An 18718-nucleotide genomic window follows, 5' to 3' on the forward strand; every position below is an offset into this window, starting at 1 on the left:
GGATCTACTGGATCGGGCATCCACGTGTGGCGTGGATCTACTGGACCGGGCATCCACGCATGGCGTGGATCTACTGGACCGGGCATCCACGCATGGCGTGGATCTACTGGATCGGGCATCCACGCATGGCGTGGATCGGCCTGATCACGGCACGGTATCCAGCCGTGCGCCGACGAAGTCGATGAACACCCGCAGCTTCGGCAGTACGTGGCGGCCCGAGGGCCACAGCAGGTGGAACGTGCCGCAGGAATGCACATGGTCTTCGAGCACCGCTTGCAGCCGGCCGTCTGCCAGTGTTTCGCGCACCGAGTGCACCGGTACGAACGCCAGCCCGATGTCCCGCAGCGCCAGCGCCACCCGCGCTTCGATGGTGTTGGCGACCATGTGCACCGGCAGTTCCTGCGGCGCTTCCCCGTGCGGCCACTGGATCGGCCAGGGTTCCAGCTTGCCGGAGCTGGGGAAGCGGTAATGCAGCAGCGTGTGTTGCAGCAGGTCGGCGGGCGTGGCCGGCGTGCCGCGTCGCTGCAGATACGCCGGCGAGCCGACGATGCGGCGCGGGAACACGCCCAGGCGGCGTGCGTTCATGCGTGAATCGCTGGGTTCGCCAACCCGCAGCACCGCGTCGAAACCTTCTTCGATCACATCGACCAGGCGGTCGCTGAAATCCAGGTCGAGGCGGATGTCTGGATAGGCGGCCATGAACTCGGCCATCAGCGGCAGGGTCAGGTCGCCCACCAGCGGCAGGCTGATGCGCAGGGTACCGCTGGGCGCGGCGTGCGGTTGCGCCAGTTCGGTGCGGGCCGCGTCGCGTTCGTCGAGGATGCGGCGGCAGCGCGCAAGGAACAGCGTGCCTTCGGCGGTGAGGGTGATGCTGCGCGTGCTGCGGTGGAACAGGCGCACGCCAAGGGCCTGTTCCAGCCGTGCCACGCATTTGCCGGCGGCCGATGCCGAGATCCCCTGCAGGCGCCCGGTCTCGACGAAGCTGCGGCTGTCGGCGGCGTGCACGAAGGTCTGCAGGTTGGCGAGGTTGTCGAGGACGGACATGGGCAGGGCCGATAGGGAAGGGGCAGGGTAGGCGTGCGCGCTGGGCGCCGAGCACGCGGCCGGCGCAACACTGCGATGCAGCGCGCGGGTTGCGCGCTGCGGCCCGCTGGTTCCGGCCATGATGCCGATTGCGGACTGGCCGGTCCATGATGCGCGGAGCCGTGCCCCGCTTTTTGTCGAGCGCGCAGCTGCCTACCGTGGCGACCTCTCCCCACGGAACACCGACGATGACGCTCGCCCTTCCCGTTGATGCCGCACCCACCCTGCCGGCGGTGAGCCGCCTGCTGCACGCGGTGCATCCACAACGCCTGGTTGGCGCGGTGGTGCTGGTGCGCCAGCACGGTGTGCTGCGCCATGCCAGCGCCAGCGGACTGGCCGACCGCGAAGCCGCCACGCCGATGCGCCGGGATCATCTGTTCCGGTTGGCGTCGGTGAGCAAGCCGCTGCTGACCACGGTGATCCTGCGCCTGGTGGCCGAGGGCGTACTCGACCTGGACGCACCGGTGCAGCGTTGGCTGCCCGACTTCCAGCCGGCGCTTGCCGATGGCAGCCGCCCGGCGATCAGCTTGCGCCAGCTGCTCAGCCACAGCAGCGGGCTGGGCTACCGCTTCCTGGAGGCCGACGCCGACGGCCCCTATGCCCGTGCAGGCGTCAGTGACGGGATGGATGCGGCGCGGCTGACCCTGCAGGACAACGTGCGCCGCATCGGGCAGGCGCCCTTGCTGTTCGCGCCGGGCAGCCAGTGGTTGTATTCGCTGGGCGTGGACGTGGCCGGAGCCGTGGCCGAGGCGGCAACCGGCGAGCCGCTGCAGGCACTGTTCGATCGGCTGCTGGCGCAACCGCTGGGCCTGCGTGATACCGGCTTTGCCACCGACGCGCCGGATCGCTTGGCCACGCCGTATGTCAGCGATACGCCGCAGCCGCATCGCCTGCAGGAAGGCGAGGTTGTACCGCCGTTCGACGGTACCGTGGGTATCGAATACAGCCTGGCGCGTGCGGGCGATCGCCATTGCCACCCATCGGCCGGCGCCGGTCTGGTGGGCACCGCTGATGAGGTCATGACCGTGCTGGAAGCGCTGCGCGATGCGCGCGCGTCCCCGCTGCTGCCCGATACGCTGCTGGCGCAGATGGGGCGCCCGCAAGTGGGTGAGCAGGGACCGGCGGAGCCGCCGGGCTGGGGTTTTGGGCTGGGTTTTGCGGTGCTGCGTGATCCGCAGGCCAGCGGCACGCCGCAGGCCGCTGGCAGCTGGCGCTGGGGCGGTGCCTACGGTCACAGCTGGTTTGTCGACCCGACCCGCGCGCTGAGCGTGGTGGCGCTGACCAACACGCTGTACGAAGGCATGCACGGCGCATTTGTCGATGCGTTGCGCGATGCGGTGTACCTCGATCTGGAGACCGTGCGATGAGCGGGCATGCGATCGACGTGGCCGCACCGGCCGGTGAGGCCACCCGGTTGCCGTGGCGCGGCCTGCTGGCGTTGGCCGGCGGTGGTTTCATCACGCTGTTGACCGAGACGCTGCCGGCCGGCGTGCTGCGCCCGATGGGCGAAAGCCTGGGCGTGAGCGACGCGGCGGCGGGCCAGCTGGTGAGCGTCTATGCGTTGGGTTCGGTGCTGGCCGCGTTGCCGATGACCGCACTGACCCAGCGCCTGCCACGTCGCCCCCTGCTGCTGGCGGCGATTGCCGGCTTCCTGGTGGTCAACACGGTGACCGCGCTGAGCCACGACTACGCGCTGACCCTGGTGGCCCGCTTCCTGGCCGGCGTGGGCGCGGGACTGTTGTGGTCGCTGGTGGCCGGTTACGCCGCGCGCATGGTGGTGCCAGCACTGCAGGGACGGGCGATTGCCGTTGCGATGATCGGCTCGCCGCTGGCGTTGTCGCTGGGGGTGCCGGCCGGCACCCTGCTGGGCCAGCAGATCGGCTGGCGTTGGGCATTCGCGCTGATGAGCGTACTGGCGGTGCTGCTGCTGGGCTACGCACGCTGGGCCTTGCCGGCACTGCCGGCCGCCGGCGCAGGCAAACGCGAGTCGCTGGGTTCGGTCTGGCGCATGCCGGGTATCCGCAGCACGCTGCTGGTGATGGTGCTGTACGTGCTGGCGCACAACGTGCTGTACACCTACATCGAACCGCTTGCGGTGCAGGCCGGGGCAGGTGCGTGGCTGGACCGCCTGCTGCTGACCTTTGGTATCGCGGCCATCGCCGGCATCGGCATTGCTGGCTGGGGCGTGGATCGCCACCTGCGCGCGCTGGTCTGGAGCAGTGTCATCGGCTTTGTGATGGCGGTGGTGGCGCTGCTGTTGTGGCCCCGTACGCCGGGCGTGCTGTTGCTGGTGACGATGCTGTGGGGCGTGGCCTTCGGTGCAGTGCCCACCCTGTTCCAGACCGCATTGGCCCGCCGTGCCGGTGCCGCTGCCGATCTGGCGCAATCGATGCTGGTGACCGGCTGGAATCTGGCCATTGCCGCCGGCGGTGTGACCGGTGGACTGATGCTGCAGGCCAGCGGCGCACAGTATCTGGGCGCGTTGCCATTGCTGTTGCTGCTGGTGTGCGCGGTATGGCTCTGGGCACGTCCCAGGGCCTGGCTGTAGGCATCGCGGTGCCGACCCCGGTCGGTACCTGCACCTCAGCCGACCGGCCCGGCCTCGGCCTGCTCGCGCTCGAACGGCACGCTGCGTGGATTCTGCATGTGCTCGCGTGCCGCGCCGTAACGCTGCTGCCGCTTGTGGTGGAAAGCGATGAACTCATCGCGCGGCAACGGCCGCGAGAACAGCCAGCCCTGGCCGAACTGCACGTGCTGGCTGTGCAGGTAGGCCAGCTGGGCTTCGGTTTCCACACCTTCGGCCACCACCCACAGCCCCAGCTCCTGGGCCATGCCGATGATGTGCGGGGTGACCGGGCTGGTGGCGCTTTCGGTGCCGATCGCATCGACGAAGGACTTGTCGATCTTCAGCGCATCCAGCGGCAGCTGCTGCAGATACTGCAGGCTGGAATAGCCGACACCGAAATCATCGATGGCCACGCTGTGGCCAGCCCGGCGCGCTGCGGCCAGCATGGTGCGGGCGCGGTCGATATCCAGGAAACCGCGCTCGGTGGCTTCCAGCCAAATCTGCTGCGGAAGAATGCCGCTGCCGGCCATGCGCTGGGCGATCACCTTCAGGGCGCGGCCGCTGCTGATGTCTTCGGCCGCCAGGTTGATCGCGATGTGTGCGCTGCGGTCCTGGGCCAGCAGTTCGCGCATGTCGGCCACCACGTTCTCGATCACCAGGTCGGTGATGTCGGCGATCATCCCGGCCTCTTCGGCCAGTGGAATGAACAGGTCCGGGCGCACCTGGGTGCCGTCGGGACGCTGCCAGCGCACCAGCGCTTCGGCACCGACGCAGATGCCGGTGTCCAGTTCGATGATGGGCTGGTAATGCAGGTAGAGCTCGCGGCGACGGATGGCGATGGCCAGCTCGCCACGCATCGACAGCCGCCGCCGCGACAGCCAGATGACCAGACCGGCCCCTGCGGCCGCCATCAGCAGGCCCAGGGGAACGAACAACCACGCCTGCTGGCGGAAGGTCGCCGCCAGCGCTGTACGCGGGGTGGTGGCGATGGCAAGCCATTCCCCACTGCGCGCGCTGGCATACAGGGTGTTATGGTCCAGCCCCTCGCCGGGGTCGCGCAGCAGCTTCAGCAGCAGGGCCGGGTCCATGCCGTCCTGGCGGGTCAGCAGACGCCCGTCCGGGCTGGCCAGGGCCAGCCGCACGTTGGGATCCCCGGCGACATCCACGAAGCGCCGCGGGTCGATCAGCACATCGTAGGACCCGTACAGGATGGACAGCATCGGCCGTCGGCCACTGGCTTCCGGGCGCACGTTCACGGTGATGCCGGCGCCGTCGCTGGTGACGTGGTCCGGGGTGGGTTGGTCCACCTCCGATTCGAATACGCCCCAGGACGTGCAGCGCAGCTTGCCGCCTTCGAAGTAACCCATCTGGTCAGCCGACGGTGTGGTCATCACCAGGCTCTGCATGCGCCGGATGTGTTCGGTACCGCACGGCGCCAGGGCGCTGGCTTCGGCGGACTTCAGCGCGGCCAGCGCTTCCTGGTAGGACACTTCGGCGCGCCGCATGGTGCGGTCGGCGATGGCATGCAGGCGCTGCTGTTCCACGCTGACGGCACGGTCCCAGGTGGCGTAGACCATCGCGGCGATCGGCAGGGCGGCGGCCAGCACGGCCAGCGCGGTTCCGCCGATGATGACCCGCAGGCGGCTCATGACCGGGGCTCCAGAGAAGTGTGCGGGGCAGGGCACATGGGCGGGGCCGGTCCTTGGACGATGACGCTATCTGAACACGCCGCCGGGCTGGGCGGAATGGGACGAATTCGGTAATCGGTCACATTGTGGTGAAAGCGACACCTGTTGGCGATTATGGGCCACCCGGCGCTGGTGTTGTGGCATCGGGAGGACTACCGTCGGTAGCTTCACCCGCCCCTTCCCGCGCCCATGACCGAGCCCGCCACGCCCCCCGAGCACCTGCGCCGCAGCCTGTCCAACCGTCACCTGCAACTGATCGCCATCGGCGGTGCCATCGGCACCGGCCTGTTCATGGGCTCGGGCAAGACCATCAGCCTGGCCGGCCCTTCCATCATCTTCGTGTACCTGATCATCGGCGCGATGCTGTTCTTCGTGATGCGCGCGATGGGCGAGCTGTTGCTGTCGAACCTGCAGTACAAATCCTTCATCGATTTTTCCACCGACCTGCTCGGGCCCTGGGCCGGCTTCTTCTGTGGCTGGACATACTGGTTCTGCTGGATCGTCACCGCGATCGCCGATGTGATCGCCATCGCCGCCTATGCGCAGTTCTGGTTCCCCGGGCTGGAAGCCTGGAAGCCGGCGCTGGCGTGCGTGTTGCTGCTGTTGTCGCTGAACCTGGTGACGGTGAAGCTGTTTGGCGAGATGGAGTTCTGGTTCGCGCTGATCAAGATCGTGGCCATCTGCGCACTGATCATCACCGGTGCCGGCCTGGTGGCCTGGGGCTTCACTTCGCCCAGTGGCCATACCGCCGCGCTGTCCAACCTGTGGAACGACGGCGGCATGTTCCCGATGGGCCTGGTCGGCTTCTTCGCCGGTTTCCAGATTGCGGTGTTCGCCTTCGTTGGTATCGAGCTGGTGGGCACCACCGCGGCGGAAACGGCCAACCCGGAGCGCAACCTGCCCAAGGCGATCAACTCGATCCCGATCCGCATCATCATCTTCTACGTGCTGGCGCTGGTGGCGATCATGGCGGTCACCCCGTGGCGGCAGGTGGTGCCGGACAAGAGCCCGTTCGTGCAGCTGTTCGTGCTGGCCGGCATTCCCGCCGCCGCCAGCCTGATCAACTTCGTGGTGCTGACCTCGGCGACCTCGTCGGCCAACAGTGGCATCTTCTCCACCAGCCGCATGCTGTACGGCCTGGCCGAGGAAGGGCACGCGCCGCGCGGGTTGTCCAGGCTGTCGCGGGCGGCGGTACCGGCACGCGGCCTGTTGTTCTCGTGCCTGTGCCTGCTGGGCGGCACCCTGCTGATCTACATGATTCCGAACCTGGTGACTGCCTTCACCCTGGTTACCACGCTGGCGACGGTGCTCTTCATCTTCGTCTGGTCGCTGATCCTGGTGGCCTACATGGTCTACCGCCGCCGCTACCCGGAGCGCCACGCCGCATCGATCTTCAAGATGCCTGGCGGGGTGCTGATGTGCTGGGCCTGCCTGGTGTTCTTTGCCGCCGTGCTGGTGCTGCTGAGCCTGCAGGCCGACACCCGCCAGGCGCTGATCGCCAGCCCGGCGTGGTTCGTGCTGCTGGGCGCGGGGTACTGGTTGCGGCGCAGGACCGCGAAGTGATCCAGCGTTTGCGTTGGGTTGATTGATCCATCGTTACCAGGGAGTTTCATCCACGCATGGCGTGGATCTACGGTCAGCCGCAGGGAACTGTCGAAGGTGGGGTGGGTCCGGTGGCGGGAGTGTCCGTGGCATGGATGCCGCGGCCCAGCCCCCGAGGACGGGTTTACGGCGTCTTCCGCCACCGGACCCATCCCGCCTCCCCCCAGGGGATCGACCTTTGCCGTTGCGTGTGATCTGGCCTCTGCAGGTGCAGGGCGCAGCCCTGCCAACTCCCCCATTCACCCGGTATTAGCGGGCGCGGCCGGATCATCCGGCCGCCATGACCCTGCGCCCCGCCCTCTTCGTTCTGTTGCTGCTGGCTGGCCTGTGGCCGGGGCTGGCCGGCGCGCGCACGGTCTACCGCTGCGTGCAGGGCAATACGGTCAGCCTGGCCACCGCCCCCGAGCCGGGCTCGCGCTGCACGCCGAAGGAGATCGACGACAGCGCCGTGCAGACGCCCAACCTGTGGGGCAACATGGGGGTGTTCAGCGGCGTGCTGTACGAACGCGAGCAGGACGGCGTGCTGGTGTATTCCACGCGCAACCTGCCGGGCTCACGGGTGTTCCTGAAGTTCACCGTGGCCACCCCGCCCGGCGAGCCGGCGCATGAAGGCCTGGGCAAGGTCGGCAAGCCGCAACTGGCGCAGCACGCCAGGCAGTTCAAGGCCGCTGCCAAGGCCACCGGTGTGGACGATGCCTGGCTGCGTGCGATTGCCCACGCTGAAAGCAACTTCGATGCGCTGGCGGTGTCCAGCAAGGGTGCGCAGGGGGTCATGCAGCTGATGCCCGATACGGCACTGGAATACGGCGTGCGCGATCCGTTCTCGCCGCAGCAGTCCATCGATGGCGGTGCCCGCTACATGCGCGCGCTGCTGCGCCGCTACAACGGCGACCGGCCGCTGGCCGCTGCGGCCTACAACGCCGGCATCGGTACGGTGACGCGTTACAAGGGCGTGCCACCGTATGCCGAGACGCTTGCCTACGTGGACAAGGTGATGGCCCTGTACGCCCGCTACCGTGAGGCGATGGGCATCCGCACCGAGGTGCCGGCGAAGTAGCCGGTGCCGCTCAGCGCGAGGTGCTGCCGCTGACCAGATCGTAGCGTTCGATGCGGCCGACACGTGCGACCTCGGCCTGTACGTCGGCACGCTGCTTGAGCGCGCGCCAGTTGGCATCGATGCGTACATCACCCGGCAGCGAGGGATACACGCGCAGGTCCTGCAGGCTGGCCAGTGCGTCACCGCGCTCCAGCGGCGAACGCAGCTGCTCGATCAGCACCGCTGCGGCGCCATCCAGATCACCTTCTTCCAGCAGCATCTCGCGGTGGAGCGAGAGCGCGTCCTTGCCCTGCGCGACGATGATCGCGCGTAGCGCAGCAGCCGTTGCGCTGTCGCCGCGCTCGCGTGCGGCGGAAAGCTGCAGCAATGCCTGTGTCGCCCGCCCATAGTCGCTCAGTTCCGGCAGTGCCTTCATCACCGCATCAGCTTCCTGCCGCCGCCCCAGCGAGTTCAGTACGAAGCCGACATTCATCTGGTGGTCGATGCCATCGGGCCCCCGTGCGCCGATACGTGCGGCGAGCTGTGCCGTCGCAAGCGCATCGTCGGTACGGCCGAGGCGGCGCAGCGCGGTGATCCGGGTATTGAGCAGCCAGGCCGCCCACTCCACCTGGCCACCGGGCGGCGACTGCTCCTGCGCTGCAGCGCTGGCCAGACTGTCGGTCAGTGCCAGCACCTCCTCGTTGCGGTCCAGGGCCAGCAGCGTGCTGCTGAAATCCACCAGGCGGGCGTCGAACGCCCGATCAAGCAGGCCGGATACGCGCAGATCATCCAGATGGTGCTGTGCGGCCTTTACCGGATCAAACCGTGCATCGCTGCGGTCGACGTAGCGGTCGAAGCGTCTGTCGCTGCGCAGCTGGATCAGTTCGGCCGGGGTGTCGATGCGCCGCAGGGTTGCCGGCACGGCCTCAGCGCGACCGTTGTCGACCTGCAGCGTGGCCAACGCCAGCCACAGGGTGGTCGGCTGCATGCCGCTGCTTTTCCAGTCGTTGTCGAACAGCGCCTGCAGCAGGGCCATGCGCTGGATGGGCTGGTCGCGCAGGTGATGCTGCAGGTAGCTGACGGCGTGGTGATCGATGCCGAGCGGACCATCGGCCTGGCCGAGCGCTTCGATCAGGCGCGTGGCAGCCACGCCGGGATCTTCCTGGTTCAGGTCCAGTGACACGCTGATGGTCAGGATCTGCGCATCGCCCGGCAGTGCCAACAGGGCCTGTTGCAGGTAGCGGCGTGCCAGCGCGGGCTGCTTCTGCTTTGCCGCCGTCCAGCCGGCAAACTGTGCCGCACGGCCGCGGCGCTCGTTATCGAAGTCGGCCAGCAACGGGTTGTCCATCAGCCGCTGCATGGCAATCAGCGCCGCCAGGGTGTTGCCGCTGCGGCTCTGCTCGATCGCCTGGTCCCACTGCTGCGCGTACGCGGTGTGCGCGGCATCCATTGCAGCGGCAGGTTCGGCCGGCGCCGTGGGTATGTTCGCGCTGGCGGGCAGGCTGGCCAGCGTGGCCAGCGTCAGCGCGAGGAACAGGATACTGCGGGGCATGGTGGGCCTCCGTCCATGGAATGGACATTGAACCCGCTGTTGCAGCGCAGGACAAGCGTGCCAGAACAGCGCTTTTGCTCCAGGGGGCAATTGGCGATGGCGCCGCACGGGCGCAGCGACTATCGTCGTGCCTCTTCAAGAGCAAGCACAGGCAAACGGTACGATGGCGCGGTGGCAAGGGATGGCAGTGGGTGCGGTGGTGGTGGCAACGGCAGTGGCGCTGGCGGCAACCTGGTGGGAGTTCCCCGCATCGGGCCCCGCCGTACCGAAGGGCCCGGTGCCGACGCCGCTGGCGTGGACCGCACAGATCGAACTGCTGGCGGGCGACGGTCACCCGGGTGATCGTGATGGAGCCTCGGCGCAGGCGCGCTTTGCTGATCCCTATGCGTTGCTGGGTGCTGCCGACGGCAGCGTCTATTTCACCGATGCCGGCGACAACAACCGCATCCGCCGCCGTCTGCCCGACGGGCGGATTGAAACGGTGGCGGGGCAGGGCGAGGGACGCGTTGATGGTCCTGCGCTGCAGGCCAGTTTCAATACCCCTTCCGGTATTGCCGCCGATGCACAGGGCAACCTGTATGTGGCCGACACCGGCAACCACGCAATCCGCCGCATCGGCGTCGACGGCCAGGTCACCACGTTGGCGGGTGGCACCCAGGGGTTCGCCGATGGTCCTGCTGCACAGGCCCGCTTCGACGGCCCGATGGGCATCGCCGTGGACGCGCAGGGGCAGGTCTACGTGGCTGACACCTGGAACGACCGCATCCGCGTGATCGGCACCGATGGCAGCGTTCGTACGCTGGCCGGTGGTGATCGCCCTGGCTTCACCGATGCGCCCGGTGGCGAGGCACGCTTCGATACGCCGGTGGCGCTGGCCATCGATGCGCACGGTGCATTGCTGGTGGCCGACCTGTTCAACAACGCGGTGCGGCGCGTTGGCGCCGACGGCACGGTCAGCACGCTGATCGGCAATGGCACGGTCATCAATGGCCCGCTGTCGCTGGCCACGACCCACGACGGTGTGCTGTACGTGGGCGATCTTGACGGACGCATCGTGCAGGTCACGCCGCAGGGTCATCAGCTGGCGCTGCTGGGCAACGATCGCCTGCCACGCCTGGCCCGCCCCAGCGGATTGGCGGTGGAAGCCGATGGTTCGCTGCTGGTGGCCGATTCAGCGGGGTATCGCCTGCATCGCCTGCGCCCGCTGCCGGTGGGTGAGCTGCCGGCACCGGCGCTGGTCGGCCCCGCCTCCGACGCGGCGCTGCCTGACAGCGGTGGGCGCTGGCCGCTGGCGCCGCAGGATGGCTGGCACGAGGTGGTTGGGACGCTGGGCGAAGTACGTGGGACCTTCCAGGGCGAGAGCCGCCACCATCTGCATGGCGGCTTCGATGTGCGCGGCGATGTCGGCCAGACCGTGCTGGCGATCGCCGAAGGCAAGATCAGCAGCCCGATCGCCGCCTGGAACCTGGGTGGGCAGGCCGAGGGCCTGGCCGTTGACCGGCTGAAGTACATCCACATGCGGGTGGGACGCACGCCGGCGGGCGCACCGTTCGATGCGCGCTGGCAGGCGCTGTATGACGATCAGGGAAAACTGGAACGCATCCGCGTGCGTCGCGGCACGCGCATCCATGTCGGCGATCGGCTGGGCAGCATCAACAGCCAGGCGCACGTGCACCTGGCGGTGGGCAACGGTGGCTTTGAGACCAATGCGGTGGCGCTGGGCTTCAAGGACTACGCCGACCACTTCGCACCGCGCATCACCGATGTCGGGTTGCTGGATGACAACGACCAACCGCTGGCTGCCGGCAGCGATGGCGTGGTGATGCTCGCGCGGCAGGGACGCGGCGTGCAGATCGTGGTCGAAGCCTGGGACCAGGTGGACAACAACCTGCCGCGCCGCCGGCTGGGGCCGTACCAGGTGGGTTACCAGATCCTCGACGCTGCAGGACAGCCGCTGCAGGGTTACGAGCAACCACGCTGGAACATCGTCTTCAACCGCATGCCGCCGCAGAAGCAGGCGGTGAAGGTGGCCTATGCGCCCGACAGTGGCATCACCGTGCATGGCAGTGCGGTCACCCGGTTCCGCTACCTGGTGACCAACACTGTGCGCGATGGGTTGATGGAGACCGGTCGCTGGCAACCGGCAGCACTGCCGCCGGGCGAATACATCGTGCGCGCCAGTGCGCGCGACTACAGCGGCAACGAAGGCGTGGGCCCGCGCGAGATCAGGGTACGGCTGCTGCCATAGCGGCGGCCGGGGCGCCGCAGCGTTCGCGCTCGGCGTCCATGTCTTCCAGCGGGCGCACTTCGATGCTGCCGAAGCGGGCCCAGGGGAAATCCTGGGCGATGCGCATGGCCTCGTCGCGGTTGCGGGCCACGATCAGGTTGAAGCCGGCAAGCAGCTCGCGGGTTTCGGCGAACGGCCCATCCAGTACACGGCTGTGGCCATCGCGCACGCGCAGCGTCTGTGCGGTGTCCACCGGCTGCAGTTTCTGCGCAGCCAGCAACGTGCCCTCGGCCTGCAGTTTGTCGGCGTGGGCGAGGCAGTCGCGCATCAGCGCATTGAACTCTTCGCTGGGCAGGCGCTGCAGCAATGACGGGTCGATGTAGATCAGGAGCAGGTACTGCTGCATGGCACGGTCCTGGCGGGGGCGGGTGCCCATGATGGCGCAGGTTCTGCGCAGGGCCATGCTGCAGCGCGAGAGGCGCGCCTTCGGCGGGGATCGGCGAACGGCGGAGCCCCTCCGTGGTAAAGCTACAGCGTGATTCCTGGGCTTGGCCCGGGGGGGGGGGGGGGGGGGGGGGGGCCCCAAAACCCACCACAGGGGGGGGGGGCCCCCGGACCACGACCCCGACCCCCCCCCCCCCCCCCCCCCCCCCCCCCCGGCCCTGGACAGGTTCCTGCGGCGTCCACCACGGAAAATCACAAACAAGAGCAAAAGCGGGTCGCTTCGCTCGCAAAGCCGAGGCCCGCCAGCCAACCGCCGTTGCTGTTGCCGTTGCTTCTGCCCTTTTTTCTTGATCTTCCCGTGGTGGGGCAGCCGCAGAGATCTGTCTGGGGCCGGGCGGGTGGGGTTGGCGGGGTATCCGCGCCATGGATGGCGCGGCTAAGCCTCCAAGGACGGATTCACGGCGTCCCCGCCAATCCCACCCGCCCGGCCCACCCTCAGGAACCCAGCTTTCAGCGACCAACCCCACCCCACCACGGAGGGGCTCCGCCGTTCGCTGATCCCCGCCGAAGGCGCGCTCTCCGCGGAAGAATAATTTTCAGAAGACGTGTCGATTCCCATGACCCTGGTTCGTTGTATCCAGTGAAGGGCACGCACCCGGCGTCCCCACGGGAGACCGAAATGAAAGTGATGGTGATCGTGAAGGCCAACGCCGATTCCGAGGCCGGCCGCATGCCCAGCGAACAGGAACTGGCCGCAATGGGCGCCTACAACGAGCAGCTGGTGGCGGCCGGCATCATGCTGGCCGGCGAGGGCCTGCACGCCACCCAGCGTGGCCGCCGCATTCATTTTGGTGGCGGCGCGCCGCAGGTCCAGGCCGGTCCGTTTGGCCCGGCAGGCGAACAGATTGCCGGGTTCTGGCTGTGGGAGGTGCGCTCGCTGGATGAAGCCACTGAGTGGGCCAGCCGCGCGCCATTTGCCGCCGGCGGCGCACTCGAGCTGCGGCCGTTGATCTCCGCCGAAGACTTCGGCGAGGCCTTCACCCCCGAATTACAGCAGCAGGAACAGCGTCTGCGTGCACAGCTGGAAGGCTGAGTTCTCCATTCCCCGCCGGGCGTGGCCCGGCGCTTTCGCTCTGAATCACACCACGGAGTAGTGCCATGAAACTGATTCCCTTCCTCGGCTTCAGCGGCCAGGCCCACGATGCCATGGCGTTCTATGCCAAGGCACTGGGTGGCCAGGTCACCTCGGAAATGAAGTACCGCGACATGCCACCGTCCGATGGCTCGCCGGGCTGCAATGACATGCCCGCAGACACGCTCGACCACGTTGCACACAGCCAGCTGGAAATCGGCGCGGCGATCCTGATGGCCGCCGATGGCCCAGGCAGCGGCGAGGGCGGGGCGACCACCATCAATGTGGACGTGGACAGCATCGAAGAGGCCGAACGTGTCTTTGCCGCGCTGGCCGAGGGCGGCCAGGTGCAGATGCCGATCGCCGAAACCTTCTGGGCGCATCGCTGGGGCATGCTGATCGACCGTTACGGCAAGCCGTGGATGGTCAACTGCATGAAGCAGCCCTGATTCCTCTTTCATCCATCACAAGGAGCCGTACCGATGAGCACACCGCAACCGCAGATGATCTTCGTCAACCTGCCCGTGCAGGATCTGGAAAAGGCCAAGGCGTTCTTCGCCGCGCTGGGCTACAGCTTCAATCCGGCGTTCACCGATGAGAACGCCGCCTGCATGGTCGTCAGCGAGAGCATCTTCGTGATGCTGCTGGTCAAGCCGTTCTTCCAGCAGTTCACCAGCAAGGCCATCGCCGATGCGCACGCGCAGACCGAGGTCATCACCTGCCTGTCGGCCGACAGCCGCGAGGCGGTGGATGTGATGGTGGACAAGGCACTGGCCGCCGGTGCGAGCGAGCCGCAACCGGCGCGCGACTATGGCTTCATGTACCAGCGCGGCTTCCAGGACCTGGATGGGCATCTCTGGGAAATCGCACACATGGATGGCGAACCGGGCTGACGGCCGGTCGCCGCGGAGAACTGTCATGGCTTACGTGGATGCTTACGTGCTGCCGTGCCCGCAGGACAAGGTGGCGGCCTATCGCCGCCTTGCCCGCCAGGCCGGTGCGGTGTGGAAGGACCACGGCGCGCTGCAGTACATGGAATGCGTGGCCGACGATGTGGAACCGGGCAAGTCGACCTCGTTCCCGCGCGCGGTGAAGGCCAAGCCGGGCGAGACGGTCATCGTCGCCTTCGTGGTGTTCCGTTCGCGCGCCGCGCGCGACCGCATCAACAGGAAGGTGATGGCCGACCCACGGCTGGCGCACATCGGCCCGGGCGACATGCCGTTCGATACCCGGCGCATGTTCTGGGGCGGCTTCAAGCCGATCGTGGAAGCGTGACCCCCGGCGCTTGTGTGGGCCGGGCCCGCATGCTGTGATCGGTGCATGCACGATCCGGCCCTGAGCCAGCGTCTGGATACCCTCTGGCGGATGGAGTCGCCAGTGTTGATCGCGCGCCTGGCGCGGCTGCTGGGCGGCGATGTCGGTCGCGCCGAGGAGCTGGCGCAGGACACCTGGCTGGCCGCGCTGGAGCGCTGGCCGGCGCAGGGCGTCCCGGACAATCCCGGAGCCTGGTTGATGACCACCGCGCGCAACCGCGCCATCGATGTGCTGCGCCAGCACCAGCGCGTGGCGCAGCAGCATGCGCAATGGGGTGAGCAGCTGCACCCGGCTGCATTGACGGCGCCCGACGACAGCCAGGCGCTGGAAGATGACATCGGCGATGACCTGCTGCGCCTGATGTTCGTGGCCTGCCATCCGGTGCTGCCGGCCGACGCGCGGGTCGCGTTGACCCTGCGGTTGCTGGGGGGACTGACCACCACCGAGATCGCCCGTGCCTTCCTGCAGCCGGAGCCGACCATTGCCCAACGCATCGTGCGCGCCAAGCGCACGCTGGCGCAGAAGCAGATTGCCTACGAAGTGCCCCGTGCAGAGGCCCTGCCCGCACGATTGGCCTCCGTGCTGGAGGCGATCTATCTGGTGTTCAACGAAGGCTATGCGGCCAGCGCGGGCGACGACTGGATGCGCCCGGCACTGTGCACCGAAGCGCTGCGGCTGGCGCGCATCCTCGCCCACCGCATGCCGGCGCCCTCGGCACTGGGGCTGCTGGCGCTGATGGAGCTGCAGGCCTCGCGCATGGCCGCGCGCGTGGACGCAGACGGTGCGCCGATCCTGCTGGATCAGCAGAACCGTGCGCGCTGGGACTGGCTGCAGATCGAACGCGGCCAGCAGGCGTTGACGCGTGCGGTGTCGGCCGGCGGTGGCGATGACCCCTATGTACTGCAGGCGCGCATCGCCTTCTGTCATGCCAGTGCACGGCGTGCCGAAGACACCGACTGGGCGCGCATCGCCACCTTGTATGCGCAGTTGCTGCAGGTGATGCCTTCGCCGGTGGTCGCGTTGAACCGGGTGGTGGCGGTGTCGCGCAGCGAGGGTGCGTTCGCCGCCTGGACCTTGCTGCAGCCGTTGCTGGACGAACCCCGCCTGCAGGGCTATGCACCGTTGCTGGTGGTGCGTGGCGAACTGCTGCAGCTGCTGGGCAGGGCGGAGGATGCGCGTGACGCGTTCCGTAGTGCTGCTGCCCTTACCGGTAACGAGCGCGAGCGGGCCCATCTGCTGACCCGGGCCCAGTAATCCCGCGCGACGCGCGAGGGCACGGTCTGAGGCTGATCTGTCGGATACGGCGCTGTCGCCGTCCTCGAAAATTGGATCTGATTGCGCGTGCACAATAGAAATCAGATGAATATCTGCCGTATTCGGACCATTTCGAGAAGATTGAAATAATTCCTATTTAATCTGCGCGCCCAAGTTGATCATCATGGCCCGTCCATTACGGAAGCAGCGGCCAAGCCCTGATTCAAGGTCACCCTGGCATTCGGGTGACACGGCGCAACGAGGACATCACTTTCCTGCACTGCAAGCGCGGTCACGCTACACGCGTGCAGGAGAAAATCCGGAAGTCGAACCTCAACGCAGGAGGTCATGCACATATGTCGAGCAAGGATGGTTCTGTCGCTCCAAAGGAGCGGATCAACATCAAGTACGTCCCGGCAACCGGCGACCAGATGGCGGAGATGGAACTGCCGCTGAAACTGATTGTCGTCGGGGACTTCAAGGGGCACGCAGAGCAGGTCCCGATCGATGAGCGCGAATCCATTCGTGTTGATAAAGGCAATTTTGACGCAGTAATGGAGAAGGCCGGCTTGGAACTGACGCTGGAAGTTCCTGACCGCCTGTCGGAAGAGCCAGATCGCAGTCTGCCGGTCCACCTGGGCTTCAAATCGCTCAAGGACTTTACTCCTGATTCGATTGCCCAGCAGGTTCCGGAACTGCGAACGCTGCTCGAGCTTCGTGAGGCGTTGGTCGCACTGAAGGGGCCGCTGGGTAATGTCCCTGCCTTCCGCAATGCTCTGCAGGAAATGCTGGCCGACCCCGCAGCACGGGAGCGATTGGCCGATGAACTGCAATTGGCACTCGCAACACCCGATAGCGATCCAATCTGAGATTGCCAACGAAGGCCCGCACGAAATTCCAAGGGAGCAACGATGGAAGCCACGGAAAAACTGTCCAGCACGACGATGCCCGCCACAGATGGGCTGCTCGATCAGATCATGGCCCAGACCAGAATGGAGCCGACGCAGGAAGGCTACTCCATCGCAAGGCGAGGTGTAGCAGAGTTCATCACTGAAATGCTGCGCACGAAGGAGCGTTCCGAGCAGATCAACAAACACCTGGTCGACGAGATGATCGTGGAGCTTGACGGCCGGATCAGTCAGCAGATGGATGCCGTGCTGCATCATCCTTGCATGCAGGAGCTGGAGTCCGCATGGCGTGGCCTGAAACTTCTGGTAGACCGAACCGACTTCCGGGAGAACATCAGGATCGACCTTTTGCATGCCACGAAGCAGGAGTTGCTGGAGGACTTCGAAGGCGCGGCCGATCTCACCCAGAGTGGTCTGTACAAGCACAGCTACTCAGCGGGCTATGGGCAGTTTGGTGGTGAACCCGTAGCGGCGATGGTAGGGAACTACTACTTCGGTCCGTCGACACCGGACATGAAACTACTGAACTACGTGGCGTCCGTTGGAGCGATGGCGCATGCACCCTTCATTGGTGCAGCAGGTCACGAGTTCTTCAATGTCGATGGCTATCAGGATCTATCCGCACTGAAGGAGATAAAGGACATATTCGACGGTCCGCGATACGCAAAATGGCGCGCATTGCGTGATTCGGAGGATTCCAGATATCTCGGTCTGGCAATGCCGCGCTTCCTTCTCAGGCAGCCTTACCATCCACTGGAAAATCCGGCTCGCCGCTTCAACTACAACGAGGCTGTCAGCGGGTCCCACGAGAGCTATCTCTGGGGGAATGCCGCATTCCTGCTTGCGACACGCATCACCGATAGCTTCGCCCGCTACCGCTGGTGCCCCAACATCATCGGCCCGCAGTCCGGTGGCGCGGTGGAGGACCTCCCTGTGCATCTGTATGAGGCCCTGGGACAGATTCAGGCCAAGATTCCAACCGAGGTGCTGATCACCGATCGCAAGGAGTTCGAGATCTCCGAAGAGGGATTCATCCCACTGACAATGCGAAAGGGCAGCGACAACGCTGCGTTCTTCTCAGCCAACTCCGTGCAGCGCCCCAAGGTGTTCCCGGGTACCGTCGAAGGCCAGCAGGCACAGACGAACTACAGACTGGGCACGCAGCTTCCCTACATGTTCATCATCAACCGGCTGGCGCACTACATCAAGGTTCTCCAGCGGGAGCAGATCGGGAGTTGGAAGGAGCGCCACGACCTGGAGCGGGAACTCAACACCTGGCTGAAGCAGTACGTCGCTGATCAGGAGAATCCCCCCGCGACGGTGCGTAGCCGCCGTCCCCTGCGCGCGGCCAAGGTAGAGGTCGCGGATGTTCCCGGCGACGCCGGCTGGTACCAGGTAACGATGGCGGTACGGCCCCACTTCAAGTACATGGGCGCCAACTTCGAGCTATCCCTGGTAGGACGGTTGGACAAGGAGTAGTCGAGACATGCTGGGATCTGGACAGGGAAGTCTCTTCGACAGGTTGGAGGACCCGGCTGGAAGCGGGCGCGAGCGCACTACGGCGCGTTCATCGGAGGCGAGTATCCAGACCGTGAAGCGTCATGTGGAGCAGCTGCTGAACTCCAGGCAGGGTGGCTCGCAAAGCAGTCCTTCCGTTGGATTGCCGGATTTCAATGATGCAGCTCTGGGCTCTTCCGATCTGCTGCTTCAGGCCGCCATTGGAATTCGCGCGGCCATCGAGGACAACGAGCCACGGATCAGGGTTGGCGCCATCCGATTGCTACCAAACGACATGCAGCCGCTGCAGCTTGGGTTCCGCGTGGACTGCAATCTCGTCGCGGATGACGCCATCAGGGAGTTCGAGATGGATCTCATGTTGAACAGCCACACCCGACACTACAGCGCGACCTGA

The 18718-nt window shown here is 66.6% G+C and carries 17 protein-coding genes; 13 read left to right on the forward strand and 4 right to left on the reverse strand.

The window, feature by feature from the left end; genetic code table 11:
• Positions 1 to 144 precede the first annotated feature (144 nt).
• A complete protein-coding gene (locus tag ACVOLJ_RS08860; protein ID WP_481563958.1) occupies positions 145 to 1044 on the reverse strand; it encodes a LysR family transcriptional regulator in 900 nt (299 codons plus the stop codon).
• A gap of 227 nt (positions 1045 to 1271) precedes the next feature.
• On the opposite strand from ACVOLJ_RS08860, the gene ACVOLJ_RS08865 reads away from it, so the two are divergent.
• Positions 1272 to 2450, forward strand: a complete 1179-nt coding sequence (locus ACVOLJ_RS08865) for a serine hydrolase domain-containing protein (protein WP_481563959.1) — start codon at positions 1272 to 1274, stop codon at positions 2448 to 2450.
• Positions 2447 to 3631, forward strand: a complete 1185-nt coding sequence (locus tag ACVOLJ_RS08870) for an MFS transporter (RefSeq protein WP_481563960.1) — start codon at positions 2447 to 2449, stop codon at positions 3629 to 3631. The genes ACVOLJ_RS08865 and ACVOLJ_RS08870 overlap by 4 nt, the downstream gene beginning before the upstream one ends.
• A gap of 35 nt (positions 3632 to 3666) precedes the next feature.
• Here ACVOLJ_RS08870 and ACVOLJ_RS08875 read toward each other — a convergent pair whose 3' ends face one another.
• The gene (locus ACVOLJ_RS08875; protein ID WP_475279427.1) at positions 3667 to 5298 is read right to left on the reverse strand and encodes an EAL domain-containing protein; all 1632 of its coding nucleotides are present in this window, start codon (positions 5296 to 5298) and stop codon (positions 3667 to 3669) included.
• Between the two features lie 228 nt (positions 5299 to 5526).
• On the opposite strand from ACVOLJ_RS08875, the gene cycA reads away from it, so the two are divergent.
• Together cycA and ACVOLJ_RS08885 are read left to right on the forward strand one after the other, a co-directional pair.
• The gene (cycA, locus tag ACVOLJ_RS08880; RefSeq protein ID WP_481563961.1) at positions 5527 to 6900 is read left to right on the forward strand and encodes a D-serine/D-alanine/glycine transporter; all 1374 of its coding nucleotides are present in this window, start codon (positions 5527 to 5529) and stop codon (positions 6898 to 6900) included.
• Positions 6901 to 7219: 319 nt separating this feature from the next.
• Positions 7220 to 7996 carry a lytic transglycosylase domain-containing protein gene (locus tag ACVOLJ_RS08885; protein WP_475279425.1) on the forward strand — a complete coding sequence of 259 codons (777 nt, stop codon included), beginning with the start codon at positions 7220 to 7222 and terminating at the stop codon, positions 7994 to 7996.
• Positions 7997 to 8006: 10 nt separating this feature from the next.
• Here the strand turns inward: ACVOLJ_RS08885 and ACVOLJ_RS08890 are convergent, their stop codons facing one another.
• A complete protein-coding gene (locus ACVOLJ_RS08890) occupies positions 8007 to 9527 on the reverse strand; it encodes a hypothetical protein (protein WP_481563962.1) in 1521 nt (506 codons plus the stop codon).
• A 163-nt stretch (positions 9528 to 9690) separates the two neighbouring features.
• Between ACVOLJ_RS08890 and ACVOLJ_RS08895 the strand changes: the two genes are divergently transcribed.
• Positions 9691 to 11775, forward strand: a complete 2085-nt coding sequence (locus tag ACVOLJ_RS08895) for a gluconolaconase (RefSeq protein ID WP_481563963.1) — start codon at positions 9691 to 9693, stop codon at positions 11773 to 11775.
• Here ACVOLJ_RS08895 and ACVOLJ_RS08900 read toward each other — a convergent pair.
• Positions 11753 to 12160 carry a YciI family protein gene (locus ACVOLJ_RS08900; RefSeq protein WP_481564006.1) on the reverse strand — a complete coding sequence of 136 codons (408 nt, stop codon included), beginning with the start codon at positions 12158 to 12160 and terminating at the stop codon, positions 11753 to 11755. The genes ACVOLJ_RS08895 and ACVOLJ_RS08900 overlap by 23 nt on opposite strands.
• Positions 12161 to 12877: 717 nt before the next feature.
• Here ACVOLJ_RS08900 and ACVOLJ_RS08905 point away from each other — a divergent pair.
• The 8 genes from ACVOLJ_RS08905 to tssE all read left to right on the forward strand — a co-directional run bounded on the left by ACVOLJ_RS08905 (position 12878) and on the right by tssE (position 18718).
• Positions 12878 to 13291 (forward strand): YciI family protein, encoded by a 414-nt coding sequence (locus tag ACVOLJ_RS08905; RefSeq protein WP_475279422.1) that lies wholly within the window; start codon positions 12878 to 12880, stop codon positions 13289 to 13291.
• A gap of 65 nt (positions 13292 to 13356) precedes the next feature.
• Entirely contained in the window at positions 13357 to 13779 is a 423-nt protein-coding gene (locus tag ACVOLJ_RS08910; protein ID WP_475279421.1) for a VOC family protein, read from the forward strand.
• A gap of 33 nt (positions 13780 to 13812) precedes the next feature.
• Positions 13813 to 14223: a VOC family protein gene (locus tag ACVOLJ_RS08915; RefSeq protein ID WP_475279420.1), complete on the forward strand. Its 411-nt coding sequence runs from the start codon at positions 13813 to 13815 to the stop codon at positions 14221 to 14223.
• 25 nt (positions 14224 to 14248) lie between these two features.
• Positions 14249 to 14605 (forward strand): DUF1428 domain-containing protein, encoded by a 357-nt coding sequence (locus tag ACVOLJ_RS08920; protein ID WP_481563964.1) that lies wholly within the window; start codon positions 14249 to 14251, stop codon positions 14603 to 14605.
• Positions 14606 to 14650: 45 nt separating this feature from the next.
• Positions 14651 to 15898, forward strand: coding sequence for an RNA polymerase sigma factor (locus ACVOLJ_RS08925; RefSeq protein WP_481563965.1), 1248 nt, complete (start codon positions 14651 to 14653; stop codon positions 15896 to 15898).
• A gap of 356 nt (positions 15899 to 16254) precedes the next feature.
• Entirely contained in the window at positions 16255 to 16767 is a 513-nt protein-coding gene (gene tssB / locus ACVOLJ_RS08930; protein WP_481563966.1) for a type VI secretion system contractile sheath small subunit, read from the forward strand.
• Between the two features lie 42 nt (positions 16768 to 16809).
• Positions 16810 to 18285: a type VI secretion system contractile sheath large subunit gene (tssC, locus tag ACVOLJ_RS08935; protein ID WP_481563967.1), complete on the forward strand. Its 1476-nt coding sequence runs from the start codon at positions 16810 to 16812 to the stop codon at positions 18283 to 18285.
• Between the two features lie 7 nt (positions 18286 to 18292).
• Entirely contained in the window at positions 18293 to 18718 is a 426-nt protein-coding gene (tssE, locus tag ACVOLJ_RS08940) for a type VI secretion system baseplate subunit TssE (protein ID WP_481563968.1), read from the forward strand.

The organism is Stenotrophomonas sp. STEN046 (genome assembly GCF_056759755.1).

Excerpts from the sequence above, each read along its gene's own strand:
- ACVOLJ_RS08860 (WP_481563958.1), bottom strand. The coding sequence starts at position 1,044 with ATGTCCGTCCTCGACAACCTCGCCAACCTGCAGACCTTCGTGCACGCC.
- ACVOLJ_RS08865 (WP_481563959.1), top strand. The coding sequence starts at position 1,272 with ATGACGCTCGCCCTTCCCGTTGATGCCGCACCCACCCTGCCGGCGGTG.
- ACVOLJ_RS08870 (WP_481563960.1), top strand. The coding sequence starts at position 2,447 with ATGAGCGGGCATGCGATCGACGTGGCCGCACCGGCCGGTGAGGCCACC.
- ACVOLJ_RS08875 (WP_475279427.1), bottom strand. The coding sequence starts at position 5,298 with ATGAGCCGCCTGCGGGTCATCATCGGCGGAACCGCGCTGGCCGTGCTG.
- cycA (WP_481563961.1), top strand. The coding sequence starts at position 5,527 with ATGACCGAGCCCGCCACGCCCCCCGAGCACCTGCGCCGCAGCCTGTCC.
- ACVOLJ_RS08885 (WP_475279425.1), top strand. The coding sequence starts at position 7,220 with ATGACCCTGCGCCCCGCCCTCTTCGTTCTGTTGCTGCTGGCTGGCCTG.
- ACVOLJ_RS08890 (WP_481563962.1), bottom strand. The coding sequence starts at position 9,527 with ATGCCCCGCAGTATCCTGTTCCTCGCGCTGACGCTGGCCACGCTGGCC.
- ACVOLJ_RS08895 (WP_481563963.1), top strand. The coding sequence starts at position 9,691 with ATGGCGCGGTGGCAAGGGATGGCAGTGGGTGCGGTGGTGGTGGCAACG.
- ACVOLJ_RS08900 (WP_481564006.1), bottom strand. The coding sequence starts at position 12,160 with ATGCAGCAGTACCTGCTCCTGATCTACATCGACCCGTCATTGCTGCAG.
- ACVOLJ_RS08905 (WP_475279422.1), top strand. The coding sequence starts at position 12,878 with ATGAAAGTGATGGTGATCGTGAAGGCCAACGCCGATTCCGAGGCCGGC.
- ACVOLJ_RS08910 (WP_475279421.1), top strand. The coding sequence starts at position 13,357 with ATGAAACTGATTCCCTTCCTCGGCTTCAGCGGCCAGGCCCACGATGCC.
- ACVOLJ_RS08915 (WP_475279420.1), top strand. The coding sequence starts at position 13,813 with ATGAGCACACCGCAACCGCAGATGATCTTCGTCAACCTGCCCGTGCAG.
- ACVOLJ_RS08920 (WP_481563964.1), top strand. The coding sequence starts at position 14,249 with ATGGCTTACGTGGATGCTTACGTGCTGCCGTGCCCGCAGGACAAGGTG.
- ACVOLJ_RS08925 (WP_481563965.1), top strand. The coding sequence starts at position 14,651 with ATGCACGATCCGGCCCTGAGCCAGCGTCTGGATACCCTCTGGCGGATG.
- tssB (WP_481563966.1), top strand. The coding sequence starts at position 16,255 with ATGTCGAGCAAGGATGGTTCTGTCGCTCCAAAGGAGCGGATCAACATC.
- tssC (WP_481563967.1), top strand. The coding sequence starts at position 16,810 with ATGGAAGCCACGGAAAAACTGTCCAGCACGACGATGCCCGCCACAGAT.
- tssE (WP_481563968.1), top strand. The coding sequence starts at position 18,293 with ATGCTGGGATCTGGACAGGGAAGTCTCTTCGACAGGTTGGAGGACCCG.